The organism is Nocardioides sp. QY071, assembly GCF_029961765.1.
In the GTDB taxonomy this organism is placed as follows: Bacteria; Actinomycetota; Actinomycetes; order Propionibacteriales; family Nocardioidaceae; genus Nocardioides.
Window position 1 is genome coordinate 2,763,219 of sequence record NZ_CP124681.1, and the last position, 16,674, is coordinate 2,779,892.

At 73.8% G+C, this 16,674-nt stretch carries 14 protein-coding genes; 9 read left to right on the top strand and 5 right to left on the bottom strand.

Features of this window, described 5'->3' with window-relative positions; all coding sequences use genetic code 11:
- Positions 1–243 precede the first annotated feature (243 nt).
- The 8 genes from QI633_RS13310 to QI633_RS13345 all read left to right on the top strand — a co-directional run bounded on the left by QI633_RS13310 (position 244) and on the right by QI633_RS13345 (position 9,466).
- Entirely contained in the window at positions 244–1,830 is a 1,587-nt protein-coding gene (locus QI633_RS13310; protein WP_260805968.1) for a hydantoinase/oxoprolinase family protein, read from the top strand.
- Entirely contained in the window at positions 1,823–2,875 is a 1,053-nt protein-coding gene (locus QI633_RS13315) for a DUF917 domain-containing protein (protein ID WP_141798750.1), read from the top strand. The genes QI633_RS13310 and QI633_RS13315 overlap by 8 nt, the downstream gene beginning before the upstream one ends.
- A complete protein-coding gene (locus tag QI633_RS13320; RefSeq protein ID WP_282429264.1) occupies positions 2,872–4,392 on the top strand; it encodes a PucR family transcriptional regulator in 1,521 nt (506 codons plus the stop codon). The genes QI633_RS13315 and QI633_RS13320 overlap by 4 nt, the downstream gene beginning before the upstream one ends.
- 117 nt (positions 4,393–4,509) lie before the next feature.
- Entirely contained in the window at positions 4,510–5,229 is a 720-nt protein-coding gene (locus tag QI633_RS13325) for an aspartate/glutamate racemase family protein (protein ID WP_141798748.1), read from the top strand.
- Positions 5,226–5,963 (top strand): aldolase/citrate lyase family protein, encoded by a 738-nt coding sequence (locus tag QI633_RS13330; protein WP_282429265.1) that lies wholly within the window; start codon positions 5,226–5,228, stop codon positions 5,961–5,963. Before QI633_RS13325 ends, QI633_RS13330 begins: the two co-directional genes overlap by 4 nt.
- Positions 5,960–7,051, top strand: coding sequence for a beta-eliminating lyase-related protein (locus QI633_RS13335; RefSeq protein WP_282429266.1), 1,092 nt, complete (start codon positions 5,960–5,962; stop codon positions 7,049–7,051). The genes QI633_RS13330 and QI633_RS13335 overlap by 4 nt, the downstream gene beginning before the upstream one ends.
- 10 nt (positions 7,052–7,061) lie before the next feature.
- Positions 7,062–8,114, top strand: a complete 1,053-nt coding sequence (locus QI633_RS13340; RefSeq protein ID WP_282429267.1) for a branched-chain amino acid aminotransferase — start codon at positions 7,062–7,064, stop codon at positions 8,112–8,114.
- Positions 8,111–9,466: a M20/M25/M40 family metallo-hydrolase gene (locus tag QI633_RS13345; RefSeq protein ID WP_282429268.1), complete on the top strand. Its 1,356-nt coding sequence runs from the start codon at positions 8,111–8,113 to the stop codon at positions 9,464–9,466. The genes QI633_RS13340 and QI633_RS13345 overlap by 4 nt, the downstream gene beginning before the upstream one ends.
- Here QI633_RS13345 and arc read toward each other — a convergent pair.
- From arc to QI633_RS13360, 3 genes are all read right to left on the bottom strand, one after another.
- Complete coding sequence (gene arc / locus QI633_RS13350; RefSeq protein WP_141798744.1) at positions 9,463–11,226, bottom strand: proteasome ATPase; 1,764 nt, start codon at positions 11,224–11,226, stop codon at positions 9,463–9,465. The two genes, QI633_RS13345 and arc, sit on opposite strands and share 4 nt — an antisense overlap.
- A 130-nt stretch (positions 11,227–11,356) precedes the next feature.
- Positions 11,357–12,238: a tRNA (adenine-N1)-methyltransferase gene (locus tag QI633_RS13355; protein WP_186348247.1), complete on the bottom strand. Its 882-nt coding sequence runs from the start codon at positions 12,236–12,238 to the stop codon at positions 11,357–11,359.
- 101 nt (positions 12,239–12,339) lie between these two features.
- Positions 12,340–13,470 carry a site-2 protease family protein gene (locus tag QI633_RS13360; RefSeq protein ID WP_282429269.1) on the bottom strand — a complete coding sequence of 377 codons (1,131 nt, stop codon included), beginning with the start codon at positions 13,468–13,470 and terminating at the stop codon, positions 12,340–12,342.
- A 75-nt stretch (positions 13,471–13,545) separates the two neighbouring features.
- Here QI633_RS13360 and QI633_RS13365 point away from each other — a divergent pair, with 75 nt between their 5' ends.
- Complete coding sequence (locus tag QI633_RS13365; RefSeq protein WP_141798742.1) at positions 13,546–14,460, top strand: PD-(D/E)XK nuclease family protein; 915 nt, start codon at positions 13,546–13,548, stop codon at positions 14,458–14,460.
- Here QI633_RS13365 and QI633_RS13370 read toward each other — a convergent pair.
- Positions 14,423–15,076, bottom strand: coding sequence for an HAD family phosphatase (locus QI633_RS13370; protein ID WP_260805966.1), 654 nt, complete (start codon positions 15,074–15,076; stop codon positions 14,423–14,425). The genes QI633_RS13365 and QI633_RS13370 overlap by 38 nt on opposite strands.
- A 9-nt stretch (positions 15,077–15,085) precedes the next feature.
- Positions 15,086–16,540: a PLP-dependent aminotransferase family protein gene (locus QI633_RS13375; protein WP_282429270.1), complete on the bottom strand. Its 1,455-nt coding sequence runs from the start codon at positions 16,538–16,540 to the stop codon at positions 15,086–15,088.
- Positions 16,541–16,674: the final 134 nt, after the last annotated feature.

A 16,674-nucleotide genomic window follows, 5' to 3' on the forward strand; every position in this document is an offset into this window, starting at 1 on the left:
TGGAGGGGCTGTTCGGTGTGGCGGCAGTCAAGTCCCGCCGGCCCCCGGGCACAGGAGGCATTGAGCACTGCGTCGCGTCCCGCACTGAGCACATCGCCCGATCTGCGCCCGCACCGTCGCCCACGATCCGGTCTACTGCGCCGCGACGGCCGTCACACGACTGTGCAACCAGCCCAGCGACCTCCGAGAGTGCTGTGCGGGATGCATGGTCAGCGCCCACCCCGCATCACTAGGCTGCCGCTCGTGGACCGCGTGCTGCGCCTGGGCATCGACGTCGGCGGAACCAACACCGACGCGGTGCTGCTCGCTGGCGACACCGTCGTCGCCAGCGCCAAGGAGGCCTCCACCGCCGACGTCACCACCGGCATCGCCCGCGCCATCAGCGCCGTGGTCGCCTCCCGGCCCGGCCTGGCGCGCGAGGTCGCGGCCGTGATGATCGGCACGACGCACTTCCTCAACGCGCTGGTCGACGGCTCCCACCTCGCACCGACCGCCGTCATCCGCCTCGGCCTGCCGGCGGCCGCCGCGGTGCCCCCGCTGTCGGGCTGGCCGGAGCGGCTCCGCGCGTCGGTCGGCGGTCACGTCTTCCTGTGCCACGGCGGTCACGAGTACGACGGCCGGCTGATCGCGCCGTTCGACCCTGCCGAGTTCCGCGCCGCGCTGGACGCCGCCCACCACGCCGGCGCCCGGTCCTACGCCATCTCGTCGGTCTTCTCCCCCGTCGCCCCCGACCTGGAGCTGGCCGCGGCGCAGATCCTGGCCGAGGAGCTGCCCGACGCGCCGGTCAGCCTGTCCCACGAGATCGGGACGCTCGGCCTGCTCGAGCGGGAGAACGCGACCGCGATCAACGCCGCCCTGCGCGAGCTCGCCGAGCGCGTCACCGACGGCCTCGTCGCCGCCGTACGGGCCGCTCGGGTCGACGCGCCGATCTTCCTCAGCAGCAACGACGGCGCACTGATGGGCGTCGAGTACGCCCGCCGGTTCCCCGTCACGACGCTCGCGTCCGGCCCCGCGAACTCGATGCGCGGCGCGGCCGTGCTCGCGGGCCGGAGCACCTGCACCGTCATCGATGTCGGCGGCACGACCGTCGACATCGGCGTGCTGGAGCAGGGCTATCCGCGCGAGGCTCCCGACGACGTCAGCGTCGCGCTGGTACCGACCAACGTCCGGATGCCTGACGTGATCTCGCTGAGCTTCGGCGGCGGCAGCGTCGTGGGCGGGTCGGCGGAGCGACCGACCCTGGGCCCGCGCAGCGTCGGCCTCCGCCTGCGCCAGGACGCCCTCGTCTTCGGCGGCGACGTCCTCACCGCGACCGACATCGCGGTCGCGGCCGGACGGTGCGACCTCGGCGACCGCAGCCTGACCCGCGGTGTGCCGCGCCCCCTGGTCGACGCCGTGCTGGGAGGGGTCCGGCAGTCCGTCGCGGACGCCGTCGACCGGATGCGGCTCTCGGTCGACCCGGTGACCGCGGTCGTGGTCGGCGGCGGCGGTGCCATCGTCCCCGACGACCTGCCCGAGGTCGCCGAGGTGCTCCGGCCCGATCACCACGAGGTCGCCAACGCGGTCGGCGCGGCCGTCGCGCGCGTCAGCGGCGAGGTCGACCGGGTGGTCACCGTCACCGGCACAGGGGCGCGCGACGCCGTCGAGGCCGCCGCCCAGGAGGCGGTCGACCGCGCCATCGCCGCCGGGGCCCGGCCGAGCACGGTGCAGGTCGTCGACACCGTCCGGCTTCCCCTCAACTACCTGCCCGGCGAGGCCTACCGGGTGCGGGTGAAGGCCGTCGGCGAGCTGGCCCTCCAGGACCCGCCGCCGGAGCTGCGCCATGGCTGAGCGCCGTATCGAGCGCCGTATCGAGCGCGAGGACGTCGACGCCTTCGCCGCCGGCGCCGCGGTCCTCGGCGCGGGCGGCGGGGGCGACGTGCGGGTCGGGGCCCACCTCCTCCGGCACCTGCTCGCGGACCGCTCCCTGCGGCTGGTGCCCGCCGCGGACCTCGCGCCTGACGGCATCGTGGTCCACACCGGCGCCGTCGGCTCCCCGGACGTGATCTCCGAGCGCCTGCTCAGCCCGGTCGACCTGGCCCGGGCGGCGGCCGCCGTCGCCGAGCAGGTCATGGGGCCGATCCGCGCCGCCGCCGCCTTCGAGATCGGCGGACTCAACGCCCTCGTCGGCGCGATCGGCGCCATCGAGCTCGGCCTGCCGTTCGTCGACGGCGACCTGATGGGCCGCGCCTTCCCGAGGCTCACCCAGAACACACTGGCCCTCAACGGAGTCGCGCCGGTTCCCCTCGCGGTGGCCAGCCCCGCGGGCGACGTGGTCGTCGTACCGCTGATGGGGCCGCGGGCGGTCGAGCCGATCCTGGCGGGCATCACCGCCGGCATGGGCGGAGCCGCCTCGGTCGCGGGCTACCCGATCGCCGCCGGCGACCTCGACCGGATGGGCGTGCGTGGCAGCGTCAGCGCCTGCATCGAGCTCGGTCGCCGGTTCCTGGCCGCCCGATCCGCCGCGCTGCCCGTGCTCATCGCCGACCTCGGCGCCCGGCTGCACGGGGTCGGCCGGGTCGAGGAGATCGTCCCGCGCAGCAGCGACGCCCCCGGGACGCTGACCGTGATCGACGGCGGCGACGGCGCGGTCGTGCGGGTCGACCACCAGGAGGAGTTCCTGGCGACGACCGTCGACGGCGTGCCGGGCGCGCTGACGCCCGACGTCGTCGCGGTCCTCGACAACCGCAGCCGGCGCCCGCTCCAGGTCGAGGAGGTCCGGGTCGGGCAGGCGGTCGTCGTCTGCTCACTGCCGGCGCTGCACGCCTGGCCCGAGAGCGCCCGCCACCTGGTCGGGCCGAGTGCCTTCGGCCTGGTCGAGACGGAGGAACGATGAGCGAGACGCTGCGGGTTGCGGACCTGTTGGGCGAACCGGAGCTGCGCGACGCCCGGGTGGTCGCGGGCGCCGCCGGCCTGGAGCGGCTGGTCCTCGATGTCGCCTGGTACGACGCCGACGACCCCGAGGCCGTCGCTGACAGCCTGCTGCTGTGCCGCCCGGAGGCGGTCGCCCCGGCGTACCGGCTCGACGCGCTGGTGCGCCGGGCCCACGACGCGGGGGTCGCCGGGCTGCTCGTCATCGCCCAGGCCGAGCTGCCGCTGCTGGCCACCAGCCGGCTCGCCGACCGGCTCGCCGTACCCCTGGTGTGGCTGCCGCACGGCCGCCCGGTGCAGGTGCTGCAGGAGCTGACCGTGCGGGTGCGGGCACCGGAGCTCGCCGAGGCGCGGGTGGTGAACCGGGTGGTCCGCCGGATCCACGGCCGGCACACCGCGCCGGAGATCCTCGGCGCCGTCGCCGACGAGCTCGGCATCGCGGTGTCGATGCTGACCGCCGACGGACGCAGCCTGGTCGGTCCCGAGGTGGAGCTCCCCCCGGACATCCACCTGGACCGGGCCATCCCCCAGCGCGACGACGGCTGCCTGGTACATCCGGTGCACGACCCCGACAGCCCGCGAGTCACGGCCTGGCTGGGCTGCCGGCTCCCCCTGCCCTCCCACGGCCGGATGAACCAGGTCGCCAGCGCCCTCGCCGTCGCCGAGCCCCACGTGCGCAGCTGGCTCACGACGCAGCGGGCACAGAGCCGGCACGACGCTCTCGTCGAGCGGCAGACCCTCGCCGAGATCGTCGCGCACCGCGACGGCGTCAGCCGCGGCGTCGTGGAGAGCGCGGTGTCCCTGGGCTGGCAGCTGCAGCAGTGGCATGTCGGTCTGCACGCGGTGCCCCGAACCGGGCTCGACGACAGCGAGCGGGAGCGGGCCCGCGCCCGGTGGGCGGCCGAGCTCGCCGCCCAGGGCATCGCCGTGGTCGCCTGCCAGGACGACGGCGACCGCTGGCTGGCCTGGTCCTCCGCGGAGGCCGAGCCGCCGACCGCGGACGCGCGCGCCGTGCTGCAGCGGGTCCGCCGGGCGGCGGCCGCGATGCCCCGCGATCTCGGCATCGCGGTCGGCATCGGGCGTCCCCACCGCGGTCCCGGCGGCCTCGTCGAGACGCTCGACGAGGCGCGCAATGCGGCGCTGCTGGCGCTGAGCCACGACTACCGACCCGTCGTCGAGCACTCCGACGAGCTCGGCGTCGCGCGACTGCTGGCCACCTGGCAGGAGTCGGAGGTGACCCGGTCCTTCGCCGAGACCGCGCTCGCTCCGCTGATGGATACCGCGTCCCAGGGCCTGCTCGCGACCCTGCGCGCCTATCTCGAGTGTGGCGGGTCCGTGGTCGAGACGGCCGCCGCGACCGGGGTGCACCGCAACACGATCACCACCCGGCTGCAACAGATCCGCGAGCGGCTCGGCGTCGACCTCAACGACCCCAGCCAGCGGCTCGCGCTCCAGGTGGCCTGCCGGTCGCTGCGGGCCTGAGCCGGTCCCGATGCGGCCACCGGCCCAGCCGCTCCCCCGGGTCTGTGCACCTCGCCCATGCCCCGTGGCCGGGACCCGGACCTAGCGTCGGAGGTCCCCGAACAACAGGAGCCCTTCATGCACATCCGAGTCATCCTGCCCGCGATCGGCGACACCTTCCTGCAGGCCGCCCTCGACGACGCCACATCCTGGGCGCTGCCCGACACCAAGATCGACGCCGTACCGCTGTTGCGCGGCACGGCCAGCATCGAGTCGGAGTACGACGAGGCGCTCGCCGCGCCCGGCATCCTGGACCGGATCGCCGAGGCCAAGGCCGACGGCGTCGACGGCGTCTTCATCACCTGCTTCGGAGACCCGGGCGTGCACGCGGCGCGCGAGGTGATCGACGTACCCGTGGTCGGCGGCTTCGAGCCAGCCATCTTCACCGCGATGGCCCACGGCGAGCGGGTCGCGATCATCACCGTGCTGCCGAACGTGCTGCCCATGCTGCGCTCCCTCGCGCGCCGCTACGGCGTGGAGGACCGCATCTCCGCGATCCGGGTCATCGATCTCCCGGTCCTCGGCCTCGACGACCACGAGCTGATGATCCAGCGCCTCTCCGAGCAGGCCATCGACCTGGTCGAGTCCGGGGAGGCCGACGTCATCGTCCTCGGCTGCACCGGCATGCTCGGCGTCGTCGACCGGATCCGCGAGGCACTCGCCGAGGCCGGCCACCGGGTCCCGGTCGTCGACCCGACCGGAGCGGCGATCTCCTGGCTGGAGAGCAGCGTGCGGCTCGGCCTGTTCCCGAGCCGCACGACCTACATGGTGCCGCCGGAGAAGGCCCGCAACGCGTGAGTCAGACCTTCCCCCAGAGCCCCGGCACCGTTCCCGTGCCGGGGCTCTGGCTCACCGTGCTCGGCGCCGCGGCGCTCGCCGCCGTCCTCGCCGACGAGGGGACCCGGCCGCGCTGGCTCGGCATCGACCTCCAGCACGGCGAGATCGCCGAGTCCGGCCTGCCGGACCTGCTGCGCTGCGCCGAGCTCCACGCCACTCCCGTGCTGGTCCGGACCGCCGACCACAACCCCGCCGCCATCGGCCGCGCGCTCGACCTCGGCGCCCGCGGGGTCGTGGTGCCCGCCGTCGAGAGCGTCGCCCAGGCGCAGGCCGTCGTCGCGGCGACCCGGTTCGCGCCCGAGGGTGTGCGCAGCGACGGCTACCGACGCAACCGGACAGCCCGGGCGCCCGGGTCGCTCGACGACCTCCCCGACCCGCTGGTGCTGCCGATGGTCGAGACCGCCGCCGGGCTCGACGCCGCCGCCGGGATCCTCGGCGTCGACGGCGTCAGCGGCGTCTTCGTGGGCCCGATCGACCTGGCCCGCTCGTCTGGCTGGCGTCCCGACGGCCCCGAGCTGCTGGCCGCCGTCGCGGGCCTGTCCGTCCGGACCCGGAACTCCGGCCGCCTGCTCGCGATGTTCGCCCTCTCCGCGGAGCACGCCGCGACCCTGCCGCCCCTCGACCTCGTCGCCCTCGGCACCGATCTCGGCCTGCTCGGCACGGCGGTCGCCCGCACCTTCGGAGGCGCCCGATGACCCTCGACTTCGCCAGTGACCACGCCGCCCCGGCCCATCCCGCGGTGCTCGCCGCGGTGGCCGAGGCCAACCGGGGCCGGGCGCCGTCATACGGCGCCGACCCGTGGACCCGGGAGGCCGAGCGCCGACTCCGCGAACTGCTCGGGCCGCGGGCGTCGTACGTCCCTGTCTTCAACGGCACCGGCGCCAACCTGCTGGTCCTGTCGGCGATGACGCGGCGCTGGGAGTCGGTGCTGTGCGCCGAGGACGCGCACATCCACACCGACGAGACGGCGGCGCCTGAGAAGGCCGGGCTCAAGCTGGTGCTGACGCCGTCGCCGGACGGCCGGATCCGGCCGGGCCGCCTCGCCGAGCACCTCGCCCACGGCAACCGGCACCGCGCCCAGGTGGCGGTGCTGTCGCTGACCCAGAGCACCGAGCTCGGCACCTGCTACTCGGTCGCCGACCTGCGGGCGCTGTGTGCCGAGGCCCACGACCTCGGCCTCGCGGTGCACCTCGACGGGGCGCGACTCGCCAACGCCGCCGTCACCCTCGGCGTCTCCTGGGCCGAGCTCACGACCGCCGTCGGCGTCGACGTGGTGTCGTTGGGCTCCAGCAAGAACGGCGGGCTCCTCGGCGACGGAGTGGTGATCCTGGATCCCGACGCCGTGCCCGGCATCGACTACCTGCACAAGGCCGTCGGCCAGCTGCCGGCGAAGACGCGGTTCATCTCCGCCCAGCTCCTCGCCCTGCTCGACGACGACCTGTGGCGGCGCAACGCGGACCACGCCAACCACCAGGCGCTGCGGCTGGCCGCCGGGCTCGCGCCGCTCGACGATGTCGCCCTGCCGGTGCCCACCGAGGCGAACGCCGTCTTCGCCGATCTCGCGGCCCCGGTCGCCGAGCAGGTCGCCCGGGAGGTCGCGCTGACGACCTGGCGTGGCCGCGGCGATCGCCGGCTGGTGCGGCTGATGACCGCGTGGGACACCGATCCGGCCGACGTCGACCGTGTCGTCGAGTGCGTCGCACGAGCCGTGGAGGCGTGCCGCCCGAACCACGCCGAACCGGTGTGCAGCTCGCCCACTGCCCCGGACGCGGCGCGTCCCTAGGGTCGCCGACATGACCGACACATCGCTCGCGGCCTACCCGAGCACGACCTTCGGCGCCGCGCTCGCCGACCACATGGTCACCCTGCGCTGGACCGCAGACGGCGGCTGGACCGCCGCGCGCCTCGGCCCGCTCACCGACCTGCGACTGTCACCGGCCGCGATGGTCCTCCACTACGGGCAGGCGATCTTCGAGGGGATGAAGGCCTACCGCGGCGAGGACGACGCGGTCCGCCTCTTCCGACCCGAGGTGAACGCCGCCCGGCTCCAGTCGTCCGCGCGCCGGATGGCGATGCCCGAGCTGCCCGTCGCCGACTTCGTCGCGGCCGTCGAGCTGTTCACCGCGGCCTGCGCGGACGTCGTACCGGTGGGATCGGGGCGCAGCCTCTACCTCCGCCCGTTCATGATCGCCACCGAGCCCGCCCTCGGCACCCGGCCCTCCCGGGAGTACGCGTTCCACGTCATCGGCTCGCCCGCCGGGTCCTACTTCGCCTCCGGGTACGACGGCATCCGCGTCTGGGTCGAGGAGCACCAGCCCCGGGCCTTCCCCGGTGGCACCGGCGCCGCCAAGTGCGCCGGCAACTACGCCGGCGGCATGCTGGTCCAGCAGGCCGCCACCGACCGCGGCTGCCAGCAGGTGCTCTACCTCGACGCCCGCGAGGGGCGCCACCTCGAGGAGCTCGGCGGGATGAACGTCGTCGTCGTCCTCGAGGAGCCGAGCGGAACGACCCTGGTCACGCCACGGACCAGCGACACCATCCTCGCCGGGGTCACCCGGGACTCGATCCTCACCCTGGCCCGCGACCTCGGCGCCCGGGTCGAGGAGCGCCAGGTCGCCTTCGCCGAGATCGAGGCCGGTGCCCGGTCCGGGCGGGTGGCCGAGCTGTTCGCGTGCGGGACCGCCGCGGTCGTCACGCCGATCGCGGAGCTGTGCTGGACCGGCGGCTCCGTGCGGATCGGCGACGGACGCCCGGGCCGCTGGACCACGGCCCTGCGCGACGACCTGCTGGGCCTGCAGGAGGGCCGCACGCCCGACCGCTACGGCTGGACGCGGGTGGTCCGGTGAGCGCGCGCACCGCGGAGCTCGCGGGCCGCCTCGAAGCGGTGCTGCCGACGGTGCTGGAGCGGCTGGCCGACCTGGTCGCCGTGCCGTCGGTCAGCGTGGACCCGGCGCATCGCGCCGACGTGCTGCGCAGCGCCCGGCAGAGCGCCGAGGCGTTCAGCGACCTCGGGCTCGAGGTGTCGGTCGTGAGCGTCGACGGCGGACAGCCGGCTGTGCTCGGCCGGTCCCGGCAGGTCGAGGGGCCGACCGTGCTGCTCTACGCCCACCACGACGTGCAGCCCACCGGCGAGGCCGGCTCCTGGACCAGCCAGCCGTTCACGGCGACCCGCCGCGGTGACCGGCTGTTCGGGCGGGGCGCCGCCGACGACAAGGCCGGCATCGGCGTCCACCTGGCCGCGCTGGCCGTGCTCGGCCCGGAGCTGGGCTGCAACGTCCGGATCCTGGTCGAGGGCGAGGAGGAGATCGGCTCCCCCAGCCTGCCGAAGCTGCTCGTCGAGCACGGTGAGGCACTCGCCGCGGACGTCGTCGTGGTCGCCGACTCGGTCAACTGGGCCGTCGGGACACCCTCGCTCACCACCTCACTGCGCGGCATCCTCGACCTCGAGGTGGCCGTCAGCGTCCTCGACCACGACCTCCACTCGGGCGCCTGGGGCGGCGCCGTGCCGGACGCGGCCGGCGCTCTGGTGCGCGCCGTGGCGAGCCTGTACGACACCGACGGCTCCGTCGCGGTCCCGGGCCTCGCGGGCCCCGGTCTCACCCCCGGCGTCGAGTACGACGAGCAGGTGCTGCGCGCCGACGCCGGCATCCCGGCCACCAGCTCCCTGCCCGGCCGCGGCTCGCTCACGTCGCGGCTGTGGCGCCAGCCGTCGATCACACTGATCGGAACCGACCTGCCGGCTGTCGGCGACGCCGCCCACGTGCTCCGTGCCCGCGCGACGGCCCGGCTCTCGGTGCGGATCCCGCCGGGCGTCGTACCCGAGGCGGCGGTGGATGCGGTCACCGCCCACCTGCGGGCCCACGTGCCGCACGGCGCGACCGTCACTACCACTGTGCGCGCGTGCGCGCACCCGGTGGACCTCGGCGACGACAGCCCCGCCCACGCGGTGATGACCGGTGCCCTGCGCGACGCCTGGGAGGCCGAGCCGGTCGACATCGGCGTCGGCGGCTCGATCCCGCTGATCCACCTGCTCGCCGAGTCCTTCCCCGAGGCGACCGTGCTGGTCACCGCCGTCGAGGACCCCGACACCCGGGCGCACGGCATCGACGAGAGCTTGCACCTCGGCGAGTTCCGCAGGGCGTGCCTCGCCGAGGCGCTGCTGCTCGACCGGATCGGTTCCGGTCTCGCCGGCTCCTAGAGGTACTGGCCCGTGTCGTTGACCGTGTCGATCGATCGACCCGGCTCGGTGCCCTGCTTGCCGGTGATGAGGGTGCGGATGAAGACGATCCGCTCGCCCTTCTTGCCCGAGATCCGCGCCCAGTCGTCGGGGTTGGTCGTGTTGGGCAGGTCCTCGTTCTCCTTGAACTCGTCGACGCACGCCTGGAGGAGGTGGGAGACCCGCAGCCCCTTCTGGTCGTGCTCGAGGAAGTCCTTGATCGCCATCTTCTTGGCCCGGTCGACGATGTTCTGGATCATCGCGCCGGAGTTGAAGTCCTTGAAGTAGAGGACCTCCTTGTCACCGTTGGCGTAGGTGACCTCGAGGAAGCGGTTCTCCTCGGTCTCGGAGTACATCCGCTCGACCGTGGCCCGGATCATGCCGCCGACGGTGGCCTTGCGGTCGCCGCTGAACTCCGCGAGGTCGTCGGCGTGCAGCGGCAGGCTCTGGGTGAGGTACTTGCTGAAGATGTCGCGTGCCGACTCGGCGTCGGGGCGCTCGATCTTGATCTTCACGTCGAGCCTGCCCGGGCGCAGGATCGCCGGGTCGATCATGTCCTCGCGGTTGGAGGCACCGATGACCAGGACGTTCTCGAGCAGCTCGACGCCGTCGATCTCGCTGAGCAGCTGGGGCACGATCGTGTTCTCGACGTCGGAGGAGACACCCGACCCACGGGTGCGGAACAGCGAGTCCATCTCGTCGAAGAACACGATGACCGGCGTACCGGTGCTCGCCTTCTCCCGCGCCCGCTGGAAGACAAGCCGGATGTGGCGCTCGGTCTCACCGACGTACTTGTTGAGCAGCTCGGGGCCCTTGATGTTGAGGAAGTACGACTTCCCCTCCTGGCCGGTCTTCGCGGCGACCTTCTTGGCCAGCGAGTTGGCGACGGCCTTCGCGATCAGCGTCTTGCCGCAGCCGGGAGGACCGTAGAGCAGGATTCCCTTGGGCGGCTTGAGCTCGTGCTCGGCGAACAGCTCGGGATAGAGGTACGGCAGCTCCACGGCGTCCTGGATCGCCTCGATCTGGTTGCCGAGGCCACCGATCGTGTCGTAGGTGATGTCGGGGACCTCTTCGAGGACCAGCTCCTCGACCTCGGACTTCGGGACCTTCTCGTAGACGTAGCCGGCGCGGGAGTCGAGCAACAGCGAGTCGCCGGCGCGCAGGGTCTCGGTCAGCAGCGGGTCCGCGAGCCGGACCACGCGCTCCTCGTCGGCGTTGGCGATGACCAGGACGCGCTCACCGTCGGCCAGCACCTCCTTGAGCATGACGACCTCGCCGACCGTCTCGTAGTCGAAGGCGGCGACCACGTTGAGGGACTCGTTGAGCATGACCTCCTGGCCACGACGCAGGGTGTCGAGCTCGACGCTCGGGCTCACGGTCACCCGCAGCTTGCGGCCGCCGGTGAACACGTCGACGGTGTCGTCCTCGTTGCGCTGCAGGAACGTGCCGAAGCCCGCCGGTGGCTGTGCCAGCCGGTCGACCTCCTCCTTGAGCTTGAGGATCTGGTCGCGGGCGTCGCGCAGCGTGCCGGCGAGCCGCTCGTTCTGGGACGTGACGGCCGCCAGGGACCGCTGGGCCTCGGCGAGTCGGGCCTCCAGCGAACGGGCCGCGCCGGTCGGGCTGTCGACCAGACGACGGCGCAGGTCGCCGACCTCCTCCTCGAGGTAGCGCACCTGGTCCTCGAGCTCCTCGCGGCTCGGGGAACGGTGTCCGCCTGTCGTGCCTTCTCCCATGCTCGTCATGGCACACCTCCTTGGTCCGACACTACTCGGGCGGGTGTTACAAGGAAGTGATTAACGGCCTTTGGGCAGAAACACCATGTTTCGAGCCGGAAATGTTGCGGTTTGGGACCAAACCGCAACCTTGGTGCGCTCAGTCGTCGGCCGGCGTCTCGGGTACGCCGGGCGGCCGCGGACCGGTGTAGTCGGGGCCGTACGCACCGGGTGCGGGACGGCGCTTCTTGAGGGGCGCCCGCTCGCCGGGAGCCATCCGGCGGGCGGTGACGAGGAACGCGGTGTGGCCGATCATCTTGTGGCCGGGGCGTACGGCGAGGCCCTCGACGTGCCAGTCGCGCACCAGCGACTCCCACGGGGCGGGCTCGGTGAACCCTCCGTGCACCCGCACCGCCTCGACGAACTTGGAGAGCTGGGTGGTCGTGGCGACGTAGGCGCACACGATGCCGCCGGGCAGGAGGGCGTCGGCAGCGGCGTCGAGGCAGTCCCACGGGGCGAGCATGTCGAGGATGATGCGGTCGCACCGTTCCCCCGACGCCGGCAGCGCCTCGGCCAGGTCGCCGAGGGTCAGCTGCCAGGCCGGGTGGTCGCCACCGAAGAACTGGGTGACGTTGCGGCGGGCGACGTCGGCGAACTCCTCACGCCGCTCGAAGGAGGACACCTTGCCGTGCGGTCCGACGGCGCGCAGCAGCGAGCAGGTCAGCGCACCGGAGCCGACGCCGGCCTCGACGACGTGGGCGCCGGGGAAGATGTCGGCCATCGCGACGATCTGCGCGGAGTCCTTGGGGTAGACCACCGCGGCGCCTCGGGGCATCGAGACGACGAACTCCGAGAGCAGCGGCCGGAAGACGAGGTACTCGCCGCCCACCGACGAGGTGACCGCGAAGCCCTCCTCGCGCCCGATCAGCTCGTCGTGCTCGAGGTGGCCCTTGTTGGAGAAGAACCGCTTGCCGGGGACGAGCTCGAAGTTGTGCTTGCGGCCCTTGCCGTCGACAAGGCGGACCCACTCGCCGGCACGCAGGGGGCCGCGGTGGACGCCGGACCAGGCTTCGGGGGCTACGTCGCCGGCAACGTCGGCGGCGGGGCTGTGGGGCGCATCGGTCACCGGCGCAATCTACCGGCTCAGGGTCGCACGGCGCGGATCAGGTCGGCCGCGGCGAGCACGCCGTACACCCGGCCGTCGTCGTCGAGCAGGACGTACTCGGACGCCGGGGTGGACCGGACCGTGTCGAGCAGCGCGGCCCCGGTGATCCGCACCGGCAGCGTCAGGCCCGGTTCGAGCGTGCGGGCGACGGTGGAGACGGCGACCCACGGCGCCCGGTCGGCGGGCACGGCGCGCGCGGCGGTCTCGTCCACGACGCCGACCGGTCGCCCGTCGGCGGTCGCGGTGACGATGCTGCCCGCGCCGGCCTCCCGCGCCTGGCGCATCGCCTCGGCCAGGGGAAGGTCGCTGGGGACGGTCAGCGCGCGGCGCGCGAGGTCGCTGGCGACCACGCCGCTGAACTGGCGGGTGATGCCCGCGACGGCGAGCGCCTGGCTCGCGCCGGTCCACAGGAACAACGCCACGACCAGCAGCACCAGCGGGTTGACGACGGACCCGTCGCGGGAGGACCACAGCGCGAACAGCCCCACGAGCACAGCCGTGCCCCGGCCGGTCCAGGCTGCGACGGCGGTGCCGGTGTGGACCCGGCCGGTCATCGCCCAGACGCCGGCCTTGAGCACCCGGCCGCCGTCGAGGGGCAGGGCGGGGACGAGGTTCAGCACGCCGATCATCAGGTTCGCGCCGGCGAGTCCCTCGATCACCAGCCGCAGCAGTCCGTCGGGCGTGACGAACCAGGCGGCCAGCGCGGCCGCGCCGACCGCGATCGAGGTGATCGGGCCGACGACGGCGATCCAGAACTCCTGGCGCGGGCGCCGGGCCTCGCCCTCGATGGAGGTGGCGCCGCCGAGGAAGTGCAGCGTGATCGAGTGCACGGTGAACCCGAACCGGCGGGCCACGACGGCGTGCGAGGCCTCGTGGAGCAGGACCGCGAGGTAGAGCGCGATCGCGAAGGCGACTCCGACGACGTACGTCCACGCCCCCAGCCCGGGCTGCACCTGCTCGACCCGCGGGCTCATCACCACCGCGATCAGCCCGGCGATCAGGAACCACGAGCTGGACACGAGCACGTCGCTGCCCGCGATCCGGCCGATCCGGAACATCCCCCGGGGCAGGGGCGCGCGCCCCTGGGCGGATCGTTGGCTTCCGGACACACCACGAGGCTATCCGGGATTCGGCTGCCGGACGTCCTCGGCGCGGTGTCGGAGGGCTGCCCTACTGTCGAACGCATGACGAGCACACCAGCAGCCCCCGGCATCGAGCCGGCCGATCCGTCGGAGCGGGGCGGCACCCGCGTCGACGGTGTCGAGGTGCTCGGTGCGCTCTCCCCGTCGCGGGTCGGCGACTTCCTCAACTGCCCGCTGCTCTACCGTTTCCGCAGCATCGACCGCCTCCCCGAGCCCGCCTCCCCCGCTGCCGTCCGCGGCACGGTGATCCACCGGGTGCTCGAGCAGCTCTTCGACCTGCCCGCCGTCGACCGCACGCCCGAGCGCGCCGGCCGGATGCTCGCCCCGGCCTGGGAGGAGCTGCAGGAGCTCGAGCCGGCGGTCACCGTCATGTTCCCCGAGGACGGCCCCGAGATCACCGCGTGGCTCGCGTCCTGCCACGACACCCTCGCCAAGTACTTCGACCTCGAGGACCCCACCCGCCTCGAGCCCGCCGACCGGGAGCTGTACGTCGAGACACTCACCGACGCGAAGCTGCTGCTGCGCGGGGTGATCGACCGGGTCGATGTCGCGCCGGACGGGGCGATCCGGGTGGTGGACTACAAGACCGGCCCATCGCCGGGCGAGATGTTCGAGGGCAGGGCGCTCTTCCAGCTCAAGTTCTACGCCCTCGTGCTGTGGCGGATGCGGGGCGTCGTGCCGAGGATGCTGCAGCTGGTCTACCTCGGCAACAGCGAGGTGCTGCGCTACGAGCCCGACGAGCGCGACCTGCTGGCCACCGAGCGCAAGGTGCTGGCCGTGTGGGACGCGATCCGGGCGGCCACCGAGCGACAGGCGTTCGAGGCGCGCAAGGGCGCCGGCTGCAAGTGGTGCGCCCACCAGGCGCTGTGCCCGGCCTACGGCGGCACCCCGCCGCCGTACCCGCTCCCGCGAGACGCCGTCAGACCGGACGCAGCGAGCCCAGCTCCTGCGGAGTGACCCCCTCGAGGGTCTCGCGGAACACCCGGCCGGGGCCCGGCAGGACCGGCACGTGGTTCGGTACGACGAGCACGGTGCACCCCGCCGCGGCCGCCGACGTGGCGCCGGTCGGCGAGTCCTCGATCGCGACGCAGTCGGCCGGGTCGACGCCCAGCGCAGCGGCCGCGGTGAGGTACGCCTCGGGGTGGGGCTTGCCGTTGTCGACCATGTCGCCGGTGACGATCACCCGGAAGGTCTCGGGTGGCAGGTGCTCGAGGATCGGCGCGACGAAGCGCTGGTAGGACATCGTGACCAGGCCGCACGGCACCCCGGCGTCGTGCAGGGAGAGCAGCAGCTCGCGGGCGCCCGCGCACCACGGTACGGCGTGCCGGACCTGGTCGACCACGCCGTCGAGCAGCAGCTCGACGACCTCCTCGGCGGACTGGGTGAGGCCGAGCTTGGCCTTGATGTACTCCCCCGACACGATGAGGTCGTTGCCGACCAGCTGCATCGCGTCCTCGTGGGTCCAGGTACCGCCGTGCTCGGCGGCGATGGCCTCCTCGGTGGCCATCCAGTAGGGCTCGGTGTCGACGAGGGTGCCGTCCATGTCCCACAGGACCGCAGCAGGCAGGTTCACGGGACCAGCCTAGGAGCCGGAGCGCCGGGTCAGCTCATCCGCGGCAGCGGCCAGGCGCCGTACCGCCTCGGTCATCAGCGCCGGCTCGAACGTGAACGGCAGCCGCAGGTGGTCGTCCCAGGCCCCGGTGGGATCCGTCTCGCGGCCCGGCGTGACCTCGACGCCGTGACGCAGCGCGACCTGCGCGAGCACCGAGGCGTCGTAGCCGGGCAGCCGGATCCACAGGGCCGTGCCGCCGTCGGGGACCCGCCAGGCCCAGTCCGGCAGGTGCGTGCGGAGCAGCGCCGTGGCGTGCTCGAGCCGCTCGAGGGCGACGGCGGTGCGGTCCGCGGTCAGCGCGGCGAGCTGGGGCAGCATCCGGGCGGCGACGGCCTGGTCGAGCAGCGGGGTGCCCATGTCGGCATTGGCCTTGAGGTAGCCGAGCTGCTCGATGTCGCCCGTGCTCGCGCGGACCCAGCCGACGCGCAGGCCCGCCCACAGCGCCTTCGACAGCGAGCCGAGGCTGAGCACGCGGGCGCCGGGTGGGGCGGAGGCGGCGATCGGCGGCGGGACCGGGCCGGGGTGGGTGAGCGCGGTGGAGTAGGCGAGGTCCTCGACGACGGGTACGCCGTGCTCGGCGGCGAGGCGGGCGACGTCGCGGCGCCGTACCGCCGACATCAGGGTGCCGGTCGGGTTGTGGAAGGTCGGCATCACGAACAGCGCGGCGACCCGGTGGGCGGCGAGGACCTCGCGGAGCGCGTCACCCCGGAGCCCGTCGTCGTCCATCGGCACGCCGACCAGCCGGGCGCCCAGAGCACTGAAGGTGTCGAAGCAGCCCGGCCAGCTCGGTGACTCGACCGCGACCGTCGCACCCCGCTCGACCAGCAGCTGCGAGACGAGGGCCACCGCCTGCTGGGTGCCCGTGGTGACCAGCACCTCGTCCGGGCTCGTGGTCACGCCGAGGGCGGTGTGGTGGTCGGCGACCGCCTGACGCAGCGCGGGCAGGCCGCGGGGCGCGTAGCCGACGTCGTCGAGCAGGGCTGGCAGGTCCTCCTCGACGACGTCCGCGATCGCCGAGGCGATCCGCGCGTCGCCGGGCTCGAGGGCGTACCTCATCGTGATCAGGCCGTCGGGCGCCCGGTCGAAGCGTCGTACGGCGGCCGCGGACAGTCCCCGCTGCAGTCGCCGGGTCACCGCGGCCGGCTCACGGTCGGCGGGTGCGGCGACCCGCGTGCCACTCCCCTGCCGGCTCTCGACGACGCCGCGGCCCCGCAGCTCGTCGTACGCCGCCACCACGGTCGCCCGGCTGACGTGCAGCGCTGCCGCGAGGTCGCGCTCGGACGGCAGGCGGTCCCCCGCGAGGAGCAGCCCGTCGCCCACCGCCGACGACAGCGCCGCGGCGAGCTGGCGATAGAGCGCACCGGTGCCGGACATCGCGTCGCCGAGCACGCGGGCGAGCTCGCCGGGGTCGCGAAAACGATCCACTTGCGCCTCCATTGGCCCGGGTCCGGCAGGGCGGTCGGCGCCCACGCTAGTGGGTATCGCCGGAAGTTGTTCGGGGGTGGCCCGTGCTCCGAGTGCGTGCATCGCAAGGCGCAGGCGCGACGCCAGACCGGGTT

What these genes read in the sequence shown, in the direction of transcription:
- QI633_RS13315 (WP_141798750.1), top strand. Translation starts at nt 1,823, where the DNA reads ATGGCTGAGCGCCGTATCGAGCGCCGTATCGAGCGCGAGGACGTCGAC.
- QI633_RS13320 (WP_282429264.1), top strand. Translation starts at nt 2,872, where the DNA reads ATGAGCGAGACGCTGCGGGTTGCGGACCTGTTGGGCGAACCGGAGCTG.
- QI633_RS13325 (WP_141798748.1), top strand. Translation starts at nt 4,510, where the DNA reads ATGCACATCCGAGTCATCCTGCCCGCGATCGGCGACACCTTCCTGCAG.
- QI633_RS13335 (WP_282429266.1), top strand. Translation starts at nt 5,960, where the DNA reads ATGACCCTCGACTTCGCCAGTGACCACGCCGCCCCGGCCCATCCCGCG.
- QI633_RS13340 (WP_282429267.1), top strand. Translation starts at nt 7,062, where the DNA reads ATGACCGACACATCGCTCGCGGCCTACCCGAGCACGACCTTCGGCGCC.
- arc (WP_141798744.1), bottom strand. Translation starts at nt 11,226, where the DNA reads ATGACGAGCATGGGAGAAGGCACGACAGGCGGACACCGTTCCCCGAGC.
- QI633_RS13365 (WP_141798742.1), top strand. Translation starts at nt 13,546, where the DNA reads ATGACGAGCACACCAGCAGCCCCCGGCATCGAGCCGGCCGATCCGTCG.